Consider the following 12,300-nt stretch of genomic DNA (forward strand, 5'->3'; position numbering starts at 1 on the left):
AAATGTTGCACAACGTTTGTATATGCGAAACTAGTTTCGCATAGCATGCTTATTGGGATGCATTGCGAAACTGGTTTCGGGTATTTTTGAATTAGTTTTTCTTGTATCGGTTTATTATTTCTTTTGCTCCATCAAAAAACATCTCTAGGTATTTCCATCAGCAGTAGTCTATTTTTAAAGATTATGCCCATTTAAGATTGTCCCGTCTTTAACGGTTTTGAGGTAAGTGACCGCCTTTCCATCTTCTCCCACTTCACAGACTCGGTAGGAAGGGAAGGGGTTGCCCCAGTTGCCTCCGAAGTGTCCGGACCAGAGGAAGGTTTTTTTCTTGTAGATCATCTGCCCATCTACATCGTGATCGTGTCCGTGGAAAGTTGCCCGTACGTTTGGATAGGAGGTGAGTAGGTTCAGAAAGTCGGTACAAGGCACTCCATGTCGAGTCCAGTCGTTTTGGGAAATATGGACAAAGACAAAGACGTGGGGCAGGGAAGCGTACTCGTCCAGTTTGCTTTTGGCGATGTCCATGTCCGCACAGAGGTATTCTCCCTTTTCATTGGAGCAGTCCAGCAGGATAAAGCCCGAGTCCTTGGTCTGGAAGGAGAAGTTGGTCGCCTGTCCCATGATCCGCTCGAAGTCCGCCGGACTGACCCGATCGTGATTGCCCCGAGTGACGTAGTGAGGAACCTGCAGTTGGGAATAGACCTTTTTTACTTCCGGTAGCAGCGTCGGCTCGTCATGGATCAGATCCCCATTGAAGACTACCAAGTCCACATCCTTTTCCCGGTGGATTGCCTCGATCAGGTTGCGGTGTGAAGTTTCAAAATCCGTATTGGGTTGGCCCCAGTGCCCATCCGAGGCAGTTATGAATTTGAGTCGGGTAGCTTTTGGGAAGTCCATTTTCCCATATAACATAAATGGCATGGTCATCAGGGAGGAGCCTATAAGGCTTATTTTTTGAAGAAAAGGTCGGCGGTTCATTGGATTAAAATAGAGATTTAGGAGGTAGGAAGAAAGTGGTTTTGATTGGGAGTTGGAAAAAGTAATTTTAAATCCCCCCGACCCCCTTTTCAAGGGGGAGTTAGCCTCGGATAGATTTGAGGTTTTTTCTTTTAGAAAGGTTTGTTTTATTCTTTAGGAATTGAGGTTCCATTATACGAGACTCCCCCTCCCGATAGCTATCGGGATTAAAGGGGGTAAGGGGGATTTTTAACTTTCCTTACCTATTTACCTTGATGGATTTTTTAAGGTTTTTCTTACTGTTCTTTTGGCTTGACCCAAAAGAACCAAAAGGTCAAGATTTGGCAATGCTTCCCCGCGCATTGCCAACGCACACCCCGCTGCCAAATCTCCCCACCGCACCCATCAAGAGTATGGTTTAGTTTAAAAGAATGTTTGATTTGGATTCCAAGCTTTTTGGGATTTGTGGTTTATTCTTTAAATAAGGCTAACTGTTACTTGTTATGAGTTGAAGTTCTTTTTCACGCTACTCCCCCTTTTTTAAAGGGGGTAAGGGGGATTTTTAACTTTCCTTACCTATTTACCTTGAAGGATTTTTTTAAGGTTTTTCTTTCTGTTCTTTTGGCTTGACCCAAAAGAACCAAAAGGTCAAGAATTGGCTATGCTCCTTACGCTCCTACCAGCCGCACCCTCGCGGCCAATTCCTCCCACCGCACAGGTATTCAGGTGCTATGTTTGGATTTGAATTGGAGATTACCTTTGGATAGCTGCCGGCCCTGAAGCATAGACGGTTTTTGAGGAGAAAATTCTTTCGTGAAGAAAATGGCCTAGCTCCCGAGTGGGCGAGGGAGATCCGGCCATTTTTAGAAAGAATTGAACCTCAAAAATCAAATCGAATCAGATCGTTGAATAGGTTTGAAAATTAACCGATTTGAAGTCTAGGCTTGGGCCAAGTCTTTTTGGTTACTTTTTGGACTTCAAAAAGTGACAAGGATAGAAGTGGTGGAGGTTCTTGAGATGGGTAAATAAAAGCAGGACTTATTCTCTCAATTTAAGTAGATAGAGAAGTTATTGCATTATTATCTGTTCTTTTGCCTTGAAGCAAAAGAACCAAAAGGTCAAGACAGGTCAAAAACGAGAGTTTTTGAGCCAGAATTGTGGGAGGGAAGCTTCCCCCCTCAATCCCAACACACACCCCGCTGCTGCGTCAGCCCACCCGCAGGTATTCCATTTTGAGTTTAGAAATAAACTTGAGTTGGGCTTTTTAAATCCCCCCCGGCCCCCTTTTCAAGGGGGAGTTGGTCTCCGTTAGAATTGAAGTTTCAATAAACGCGGCTCCCCTCCCGATAGTTATCTGGACTAAGGGGCTTAGGAAGATTTAGATTCAATTCCTCTCAATATACATCACCGCTGAATCTTCAATGTACTTAGCCGGATTAAAGGAACTGTAAAACTTATTCTTCAGATTATTCAGTGGGGTATTGAGGGCGGTGATTTTGGAAGTGAACTCCGCAGGGAATTTACTCGGATCACCATAGGCCTGAATCAACTGCTCGTACTGGGCGATATTGGACTGCATACGGGTAGTCAACTGACCAAATCTTAGCCTCAAAGACTGCACCTTATACATATAGGTTTCAACCTGCCCCATCCACTTGCCACGGGTTTCGGCATCCCGCTCGAGCTTGGCAATTTTATCCGAAATGGCTTTTCTGCATTCGTTCTTAAAAGCTTCCCGATCCGCATCCAAAGTAGCCTGAAGGTAATTGCGCTGGTATCGATCCTTGGCAATTCCAAAATAACTCATCTGATCTTCCATCAGGGCGGTATTTTCCTTCTGCAATTGCTCAAGCTCCTTGTTGATCAGGGTCCATTCGTGATCGATGATGGATTTTTGCTGTTCAAACTGGCTAGTCACCGTCAGGATTCGAAGCATTTCAGGAGTCTTCTCGTACAGCTCTTTTTCCTTTTTGCCTAAAGTTTGTACCAAGTTGGTCACCCCGGAAATCGCGGTATTGACCATGGTGCCGTATAGTGGAACCGCCTGGGAAACATTGGAAATCAGGCTCAAGGATTGGTTGATCACTCCGACGAGGGCATCGCTTTGGCCTTCCTTGGAGTACCACTTGTCGAAATCGGTTTTCCAGGAAGTGAAGGATTTGTATTGCTGGATCTTGCTGGCATTGCTCAGCTGGTCAAAAAAGCTCTGGGAAGTCAAAAAAAGCTCCACGGGTTGAATATCCCGCTGGATACTGAGCAACTCGGTAAAAGCCAATTGCCCGTTCAGATTGATTTTGGTTTTTGGAGCCTCTTCCAAAATCTTCAGGCGGTTGTCCAGTGCCAACTGAAGTTTTTCGAGGTTTTCCATTTTCTCTTTTTCACTGGCATTTTTCCCTTCCGAAGCGGCGATTTTATCAGTGAGTTGGGTGACCAAGACCTCATTTACTTTTAGCTTTTCCTGCAATTCCTTGAGTTGATTATCCCGATCGATTTTGATTTGTTCGGAGATTTCTTCCTGCCCAAAGGCGACAAGGCCGAAAAAGCAGAAGAGCAGAGTTAAAGAGATGAAAGCCTGGATTTTCATGGGAAATAATTTTTGAGCCTATGCTGCGAATTTGGTACCAAATTCACTGAAAAATCCGCCAGGTTTGGAGCTCTCCCAAATAAAAAATCCTTTTCGACGTTTGCCGAAAAGGATTTTAAGTCTGTTTAATTTTTTTTAACAATTAGAGCTGCATTTCCTCCCGTTTCCCAGCGTTTGGAAAAGCCTTTTTCCAAGGGTTAACCTCAAACCTATTCTTAGGAAATAGTCCTATTCCTTGGTTGTTTCAATAACCCCACGGAAATAGCCAAGGGACTCCGCAATTCCCATAAATGGATTATCCATATTCCGCTCGTGCTCGAGACTACACACTCCGGTGTACCCTACTTTTCGGATCATTTTGACCATTGCAGGAAAGTCAATAATCCCGCGACCCACTTCAAGTGAATACCCCAATTTGGTTGGTCCTGTCACGTCTTTGATGTGCATATCAAAAACTCGGGTGTTGTACTTTTCCATGTCAGCAACCGGGTCCTTTCCATTCCGCGTGTCATGTCCTATGTCCAGACACATTCCCATTCTGGGATCCAGATCTTTGGTGTGGTTCCAAACTTCGTCGGCATCTTGATAGATTTTGATATCCGGCCCGTGCAAGTGAATGGCGTATTTGAAATCATATTCCTTTACCTTTTTCTCCACATAAGGAAGCAATTCCACATTCGGAACACCCACGATCAACTTGACTCCAACTCTTTTTGCATAGGCAAATGCTTTGTCAACTTCCTCTTCGGATCTCATGTAGATCGGTCCAACTGCATATCCAGTGACATCATGGGCTTTCAGCTTTTCATGAAAAGCAGCGATTTCAGCATCGGTGCTGGTCATGGGCAAATGAAAATCCTTGATGCATAAATAATGCACGTCCAAAGCTTTCAAAGTTTCCAGGGTCCTGTCCAGATCGAATTTCACAAAGGTGTACCCTGCAATTCCTACCTTAAAACTCTCCCCTGTTTCAGGTGGAAGTTGGGGTCCAGGTCTGCTGTCCTGAGCTTTACAAACTAGCAGCGATAAGGCAAGCAAAAGGGTCAAAAGGGTTGATTTCATATGTTTCTGTTTCTTTTTTCTATGACCACATGGAATCTCGCAGAGGGAATGACTATCCCAGTGTTTGAGGACTGGGTCCGGCTCGATTTCATATGGGTTAGTAAAGGATTCTTTCAAACAAGTTAGCAAATGCAGGCAAAAGAGATTCCTAAGTTGTTCCAAATACTGCGGAATCGTTTGCTTAAGAAGGTGGCTTTATGCCTAAGGGATATGGGGATTAGAAATTCCAAAAAATAAAAAAGCGGAGTTTGCGGCTCCGCTTAGTTTTAGTATTGTTTCGAGTAATCCCTGAGGAGACATTGATTTGAAATTTGACACCAAAGCTTAATCGCTAATTTTCAAATCTTTCAATCTTTCAATCGACCAAGACTGAATATTGAACACTGAATCATGAATGTCGAAGTTTAGTGATGGCCCTCAACCCAAACTCTAGCATTGACAAAAGCCTCCATCCAAGGAGTGAAGTCGTCGTTTCTTTCGCTAGGGTAATGAGCCCAGTTCCAAGGTTTCAAGCTTCGCTCGATATGCGGCATGATGGCCAGATGTCTTCCATCAGCTGAAGCGATTCCCGCAGTGGAGAAATCAGATCCATTTGGATTACCAGGATAAGCGGCATAGGTATACTTCATGGCGAAGTGGTAAGCCGTATCTCCTTTTGGAAGTTGGAATTTACCTTCTCCGTGTGCTACCCATACGCCCAAACGTTGACCACTTAGGCTGCCCAGCATGACGGAGTTGTTTTGAGGAACGGTCACGTTTACAAAGCAAGACTCAAATTTATGACTGGCGTTATGCAGCATTTTTGGTTTTTGATCGTGATCTGGAGTCACCAAACCTAACTCGATCATCAGCTGGCAACCGTTACATACACCCAAAGAAAGGGTATCAGGTCTAGCGTAGAAGTTGTCCAAAGCCTGCTTGGCTTTCGGGTTGTACAAGAAAGCGCCTGCCCAGCCTTTGGCAGAACCCAAAACGTCTGAGTTGGAGAATCCACCCACGAATACAATCATTTGCACATCGCTGAGGTCTTCTCTACCGGAGATTAGGTCAGTCATGTGAACGTCCTTCACTTCAAATCCAGCCAACCAAAGCGAATAGGCCATTTCACGGTCTCCATTCACTCCTTTTTCTCGGATGATGGCAGCCTTTGCTTTGCCTTTGGTTTTTCTAAAAGGATCAATTCCCAGTTTTTCAAAGCTACCGGTCCAATTTGGAGCAAACTCGTAGCGAAGAACCTGGTTTTTATAATTTTCAAAGCGGTCTTTGGCTAGTTTTTCCCCGCTTTGCTTTCGGTCTAATAAATAGGAAGACTTAAACCACAGGTCTCTTAATGGAGCAATGTCCAAAGTCAGACTTTCCAGAACGATCTTTCCATCCAAAGTCACTTCGGCGATTTCCACGAAGTCGATCTCAGATTCGGTTAGCAACTCCTCTGTAGAGTGATCATCTGCAACCTGAATCAGAATTCCCGGATTTTCTGCGAAAAGAGCTTTGACCACATTGCCTTCAGCCAGTCTGCTTTCCTTTACTTTCAATCCCACGGATTGATTAGGGAAGCACATTTCCAAAAGGGCAGTAATCATCCCGCCTGAAGAAATGTCGTGTCCGGAAAGAATCCAGCCACCTCGGATCAGTTCCTGGATGGTTTCAAAGGCCTTGACGAAGTATTCTGAATCGGAAACAGTTGGAGTTTCCTCGCCAACTTTATTCAAAAGCTGATACAAAGAAGAGCCGGCAAGTTTAGCTTCGTCTTTGGATAAATCGATGTACAAAATTTTAGTCCCAGCCTGAGGAAGAAGAGCTGCCTTGACAGTCTTTTTGACATCGGAGCATTCCCCAACGGTGGAAATAATCACCGTTCCTGGTGAGTAAACCACTTTTCCGTCAGGATACTTTTGGGTCATGGAAAGAGAATCCTTTCCGGTTGGGATATTTACTCCCAATTCAATGGCAAAGTCTGAACAGGCTTTTACTGCACGATACAAGCGGTCATTTTCTCCTGTGTTTTTGGCTGGCCACATCCAGTTTGCAGAAAGAGAAACCCCCTTCAAGCCATCTGTAATTGGAGCAAAAACCAAATTGGTCAAGGCCTCAGCAATAGCCAATCTGGAACCCGCCTCAGGATTGGCCAAAGCTGCAACTGGAGCATGTCCGATGGAAGTGGCGATTCCTTTTTCTCCCGTAAAGTCCAAGGCCATTACGCCTACATCATTCAAAGGAAGTTGGATTTCTCCTACGGTCTGTTGAGTTGCCACGCGTCCTGTTACGGAACGGTCCACCTTATTGGTCAACCAGTCCTTACAAGCCACTGCCTCCAATTGCAAAACCTCCTGAATGTATTCTTGAAGCTTGCTGGTCTCGAATTCAGGCTCGCTAAACTTCGGAGCCAAACCGCTTTGGTCTTCCAATATTGTTTTTGGAGAGGAGCCAAACATATAGGCCAAATCCCAGTCTACTGGCTTTTCACCCGTCTTCTGGTTTTCAAACTTGAAATGCATGTCCCCAGTCGTCTCACCCACCACATAGAAAGGTGCACGTTCACGAGCTGAGAGCTGCTGAAGCGTAGCTATATCTTTTTTACCGACTACTAAGCCCATTCTTTCCTGGGACTCGTTGCCGATGATTTCTTTGGAAGAAAGGGTAGGATCACCCACAGGAAGTTGGTCGATGTGGATAGTTCCACCAGTGCTTTCCACCAATTCAGAAAGACAGTTCAAATGTCCACCTGCCCCATGGTCATGAATGGAAATGATCGGATTGTTTTCGCTTTCTGCCATGGCACGGATCACGTTGGAAACCCGCTTTTGCATTTCCGGATTGGAGCGCTGCACCGCATTCAGCTCGATGGCATTGGAAAGTTCACCGGTGTTCAGAGAAGAGACAGCAGAGCCGCCCATCCCGATTCGGTAGTTGTCCCCGCCCATGATGACGATTTGGTCACCAGTTCCAGGTTCACCCTTCTTGGTGTAGTTCGCATTGGTAAAACCAACACCACCAGCCAACATGATCACTTTATCAAAGCCATATTGCTTTCCGCCTTCCTCATGCTCAAAAGTGAGCAAGGAACCAGCGATAAGTGGTTGGCCAAATTTATTTCCGAAATCAGAAGCTCCGTTGGAAGCTTTGATCAGGATGTCCATTGGAGTTTGATAAAGCCAAGGTCTCTCAGCTAGATTTTTCTCCCAGCTTCTTCCTTTTTCCGATCTGGAATAGGAAGTCATGTAAACGGCCGTTCCAGCCAAAGGAATTGAAGCAGTACCACCTGCCAAACGGTCACGGATTTCTCCTCCCGAACCTGTTGCTGCTCCATTGAATGGTTCAACTGTAGTTGGGAAGTTGTGGGTTTCTGCTTTTAGGGAAATAACAGAGTCGATGTCTCTGGTTTCAAAAAAGTCCGCCTGATGTTGAGTTTTAGGCGCGAATTGCTGGATTTTTGGACCTTGAATAAAGGCCACATTATCCTTGTAAGCTGAAGCAATTCTGTTCGGGTGTTTTTTGGAGGTTTCCTTGATCAGTTGGAAAAGTGTCATCGGCTTTTCTTCACCGTCAATTACAAAGGAGCCGTTGAAGATTTTATGTCGGCAGTGCTCTGAGTTTACTTGAGAAAATCCAAAAACTTCAGAATCTGTCAAAGGTCTTCCCAATTGTTTGGACACATTTTCCAGATAATCGACTTCCTCTTGGCTCAGCGCCAAGCCCTCTGATTTGTTGTATGCTCCAATATCCGTGATGGCCTTAATTGGCTCTGGTTGGAGATGGATATCGTAGATTTCCTGATCCAGACCTGCGTATGCTTTTTGCAGCATGGGGTCAATGTGATCTCCTTCATTCATCGGGAAAAACTCCTCGATTCTCTGAATGCCTTGTATTCCCATGTTTACAGTGATTTCCACTGCGTTGGTTGACCATGGTGTGATCATTTCTTTTCGTGGTCCGGAGTATTTTCCGTCCAACTTTTCTCCCGGGATCAATTTGGCGCCGCCAAAAAGCCAGATGAGTTTTTCGAGATCTTCAGTGCTTAGTGGGTGAGGAACTTGAACTCCGTAGATGAGTTTCTGAGGGGATTCAAAGAAGAAAATCATGTCCTTGGGCTGGTAAGTCGCAAAGGTAAGGAATTGAAGCCTAGTTTGGAAAGCTGGAAAATTGAAAGATTGGATTTTTATCCCGAAAAGCAGTGAAATGAATGTGGTTAGACCTTTCAGAATAGCTAGAAACTTTATTTTTCAAAAGCCTGCTTTTCAAAATCACTGATTTTGGAGGTATAGTAAGGTGAGCTTTTATTGTCAATTCCATAAAAAATTAAACTTTTCGAAGAGATGCTTGGTGAAGAAGTATATTTTATCCAAGTATAAATCTTCCATTTTCTATTTGGAAAAAATTATCAGTAAATCATTTTTAATATTATAAATGAAAATAATCAAAATAAAATTTCATTTACAGTCATTTTTTGTTTCTGATGTAAAATAAAATATCTGTAAAAAACTTTGGAAACTTTGAACCAACTCAAAGTTTCTATAGTTTTGTCCCCGAGTTCAAAAAAATAAGATTTGGAGACCAGAGAGAAAATTTTAGAAGTCGCTAAGGATCAGTTCTCCCGTTTTGGGGTTCGATCAGTGACAATGGAAGAATTGGCCCGGGCAGTTGGGATTTCCAAGAAGACGATTTACCAGGAGTTTGAAGACAAGAAGGATTTGGTGAAAGAGGTATTTTCCAAGATTCTTGATGAAGACCGTCAGAAGATGGTTGCCCTTTTGGAGGGCGAGGATATGGTGATTGAGCATTTGGTGAAAATGTCCCAAATGATGCGGGAGAGATTGTCTTCCATCAATCCCATGGTAATCGTGGAGGTGCAGAAGTATTTCCCGGAGGCCTGGAGAATTTTCGAAGAATTCAAAACCAATTTCATTCAGGAGGACCTGATCAGAGTTTTAGACCGAGGGAAAGAACTGGGCTATTTCCGTTCAGAAATTGATTCCAGAATTATGGCTAAAGTCCGAGTCAACCAGATCACTTCCATGTTTGATCCTAGCAATTTTATTAACCCAGAATTCAATTTCGTGGAAGAACAAATGGTCCTGATGGACCATTTTCTTCATGGAATTTTTACCGAAAAAGGTAGAGAATCATTTAACTCAAAGAAAGCCAGTATTATCTGAAACTAACCCGCTATGAATAAATTTACCCTAACCCTATTCTTATTTTTGATTGGATCCATAGCTCCAACCATAGCTCAGCAACAAGTGGAATTAACCCTACTTGGAGCCTTGGAATACGCATTGGAAAATAACCCAGAGGCTAAAAATGCCCGACTGGAGTTGATGGTATCCGAAGCAACCCAGAAGGAATATACTGCTCCTGGTTTACCGCAGGTTACAGGATCTTATAACTTGGATTACAATCCAAAAATCCCGGTAGTATTCCTTCCTAACCAGCCACCTTTTGGTGACCCGAATAATCCAAGTGACGTAATTCCGGCAAGATTTGGTGTGAGTTACTCTTCTGGATTGGGAGTGAATCTATCCCAGATGATTTTTGATGGTTCTTTCTTTGTGGGTTTGCGAGCAGCAAAGACCTTGATGGAACTGACCAATTATGATCTGAATAAGGCTGAAAACGACGTGGTCGAAAGTGTCAAGAAGGCCTATTTTGGAGTTTTGGTAAACCAGGAAAGAATCCGCTTGGCTGAATCTAATCTTTCTCGAATCGACACACTTTTAAAAGAAACCCAAGCATTAAATGATGCTGGATTTGCTGAGCGAATTGAAGTTTCACGGATACAAGTTCAACGGAACAATACCTACACGCAGTATCAACGAAGTAGAACCGCCTTTGAAATCAGCAAAGAACTACTCAAGCTCCAAATGGGGATGCCATTGGAATATGATATTGTGATCTATGAAACTCTGGCTGAGTTGAATCCAAGAGAAGAGCTTTTAAGTTTGTTGAGTCAGGAAGGAATGGAAAGAGTCGAACTTAATCAAATCAATACCCAGATTGAGCTCACCACCCTTGACCTGAAGAATAACACAGTTCAATACATGCCTTCCATTGATTTCAATGCAAACTACAGAAGATCTGGGGCAGGACAAGAAATCAATACGTTGTTCAATTCGTCCAATTGGTTCAGCAGTTCCTTATTGGGTGTAAGTATGCAGATTCCAATTTTCGACGGGTTTAGCAAGAGTGCAAGAATCCAAAGAAACCGTGTGGAGATTGTACAGTTGGAAAACCAAAGAAACTTTCTTACTCAGAGTTTCAAAAATGAAATCTTCACAGCCAAAGCCAATCTTCAGAACGATCTGAATATTCTTCAAGTACAGCAGGAAAATCTAAAGCTCGCTCAGGAAGTTTTTGATATCGCTACCATCAAATACAAAGAAGGAGTGGGATCAAACCTTGAAGTAGTGGATGCCGATGCTGCTCTTATAGAGGCTGAGATCAATTATCTCGGAGCACTTTATGACGGCTTGGTATCCAAAGTAAATCTCGAAAAAGCCCTTGGCCTTTTGAAGGCTGATTTGAATAACTAAACCAACAACCCCCATTCAAAAAAGAATTTATATGAAAGCTGCTATTAAATTTTTACCTCTACTTGCCTTGTCAATCTTGACATTTTCCTGTGCAAAAGAGGATGATGTAACTGCTAAAAAAGCCAAGCTGGAATCTTTGAAAAGCGAGTTGGCTAAAGTAAGCACCGAAATCAGAGACTTGGAAAAAGAGCTTATGGAGCTTGATCCGGAGTTTGCTCAACAAAATAAAAAGTCCATCCTTATTACTACCGCTGCTGCCAGAAAAGGAGAGTTCACGCACTTCGTCGAGGTGACTGGTTCTGTGCTTTCGAAGAAGAATGTCAGCATCAGTGCTGAGACAGCTGGTCGTATTCTTGAAGTTCCTGCAGTCGAAGGAATGAGAGTAGCTAAGGGTCAGATTTTAGCCAGAATTGATTCCGAAGTGATTCAAAGAAATATTGAGGAATTAGAAAATTCTCTTGCCTTGGCAAAGACCATCTTCGAAAAGCAGGAGAGACTTTGGAGCCAAAAAATCGGAACTGAAATTCAGTATCTGGAGGCTAAAAATAGAAAAGAGGGTTTGGAGAAAAATTTAGCTTCGCTAAAGACTCAATTGGATAGGGCTTTTGTTCGTGCACCTTTCAATGGAACTGTAGAAACTGTACAAGTTAGAATCGGAGAATTGGTTCAGCCTGGATCTCCGATGTTCCAATTTGTAGGAGAAAGCGACTTGTTTATCGAAGCAGATATTTCTGAAAGCTATGTCGGAGTATTGTCCAAAGGTGATTCAGTGGAAGTTTCTTTCCCATCAGTTGGCAAATCCATTCAAACCAAAGTTTCAGCTGTTGGCGCTATCATCAATCCAAACAACAGGACGTTCAAGGTGGAGGTATTCCTGCCAAACATGGAATCATTAAAGCCTAACATGATTTCGGTTTTGAAAATTCAGGATTACAAAAGCCCTGATTCGGTGATCATTCCTTCCCACTTAATTCTTTCCGATAACAGAGGTGACTATGTCTTTATTGTAGAAGAGGGATTGTCCAAGAAAAAATACATTAAGCGAGGAATGAGCTTTGGTGACGAAACCGAAGTCAAAGAAGGTCTTCAAGGAAATGAAACCTTGGTAGACAAAGGTTTCCGTGAAGTAGGTGACAATTTCAGTGTAAACATTGCTCAGCTTTAAGT

General features: G+C 43.3%; 7 protein-coding genes. 3 read left to right on the forward strand and 4 right to left on the reverse strand.

Features of this window, described 5'->3' with window-relative positions; all coding sequences use genetic code 11:
* Nucleotides 1-174: 174 nt before the first annotated feature.
* The 4 genes from DFQ04_RS00100 to purL all read right to left on the reverse strand — a co-directional run bounded on the left by DFQ04_RS00100 (nt 175) and on the right by purL (nt 8,685).
* Complete coding sequence (locus DFQ04_RS00100) at nt 175-978, reverse strand: metallophosphoesterase family protein (protein ID WP_243739599.1); 804 nt, start codon at nt 976-978, stop codon at nt 175-177.
* Nucleotides 979-2,341: 1,363 nt separating this feature from the next.
* A complete protein-coding gene (locus DFQ04_RS00105) occupies nt 2,342-3,541 on the reverse strand; it encodes a hypothetical protein (RefSeq protein WP_133551468.1) in 1,200 nt (399 codons plus the stop codon).
* Between the two features lie 228 nt (nt 3,542-3,769).
* Nucleotides 3,770-4,603: a sugar phosphate isomerase/epimerase family protein gene (locus tag DFQ04_RS00110; protein ID WP_133551470.1), complete on the reverse strand. Its 834-nt coding sequence runs from the start codon at nt 4,601-4,603 to the stop codon at nt 3,770-3,772.
* A gap of 404 nt (nt 4,604-5,007) precedes the next feature.
* Complete coding sequence (gene purL, locus DFQ04_RS00115; RefSeq protein ID WP_133551472.1) at nt 5,008-8,685, reverse strand: phosphoribosylformylglycinamidine synthase; 3,678 nt, start codon at nt 8,683-8,685, stop codon at nt 5,008-5,010.
* 465 nt (nt 8,686-9,150) lie between these two features.
* On the opposite strand from purL, the gene DFQ04_RS00120 reads away from it, so the two are divergent.
* The 3 genes from DFQ04_RS00120 to DFQ04_RS00130 are packed head-to-tail and all read left to right on the forward strand — an operon-like array spanning nt 9,151 to nt 12,298.
* Entirely contained in the window at nt 9,151-9,759 is a 609-nt protein-coding gene (locus DFQ04_RS00120) for a TetR/AcrR family transcriptional regulator (RefSeq protein WP_133551474.1), read from the forward strand.
* A gap of 12 nt (nt 9,760-9,771) precedes the next feature.
* A complete protein-coding gene (locus tag DFQ04_RS00125) occupies nt 9,772-11,133 on the forward strand; it encodes a TolC family protein (RefSeq protein ID WP_133551476.1) in 1,362 nt (453 codons plus the stop codon).
* A 31-nt stretch (nt 11,134-11,164) separates the two neighbouring features.
* Nucleotides 11,165-12,298: an efflux RND transporter periplasmic adaptor subunit gene (locus DFQ04_RS00130; protein ID WP_133551478.1), complete on the forward strand. Its 1,134-nt coding sequence runs from the start codon at nt 11,165-11,167 to the stop codon at nt 12,296-12,298.
* The last annotated feature ends 2 nt before the right edge of the window (nt 12,299-12,300 follow it).

The sequence above is a fragment of the Algoriphagus boseongensis genome (assembly GCF_004362805.1).
GTDB classification, from domain to species: domain Bacteria; phylum Bacteroidota; class Bacteroidia; order Cytophagales; family Cyclobacteriaceae; genus Algoriphagus; species Algoriphagus boseongensis.

Bases quoted from the DNA above. Each gene is read 5' to 3' on its own strand.
- DFQ04_RS00100 (WP_243739599.1), bottom strand. From the start codon at position 978: ATGAACCGCCGACCTTTTCTTCAAAAAATAAGCCTTATAGGCTCCTCC.
- DFQ04_RS00110 (WP_133551470.1), bottom strand. From the start codon at position 4,603: ATGAAATCAACCCTTTTGACCCTTTTGCTTGCCTTATCGCTGCTAGTT.
- DFQ04_RS00130 (WP_133551478.1), top strand. From the start codon at position 11,165: ATGAAAGCTGCTATTAAATTTTTACCTCTACTTGCCTTGTCAATCTTG.
- DFQ04_RS00105 (WP_133551468.1), bottom strand. From the start codon at position 3,541: ATGAAAATCCAGGCTTTCATCTCTTTAACTCTGCTCTTCTGCTTTTTC.
- DFQ04_RS00125 (WP_133551476.1), top strand. From the start codon at position 9,772: ATGAATAAATTTACCCTAACCCTATTCTTATTTTTGATTGGATCCATA.
- purL (WP_133551472.1), bottom strand. From the start codon at position 8,685: ATGATTTTCTTCTTTGAATCCCCTCAGAAACTCATCTACGGAGTTCAA.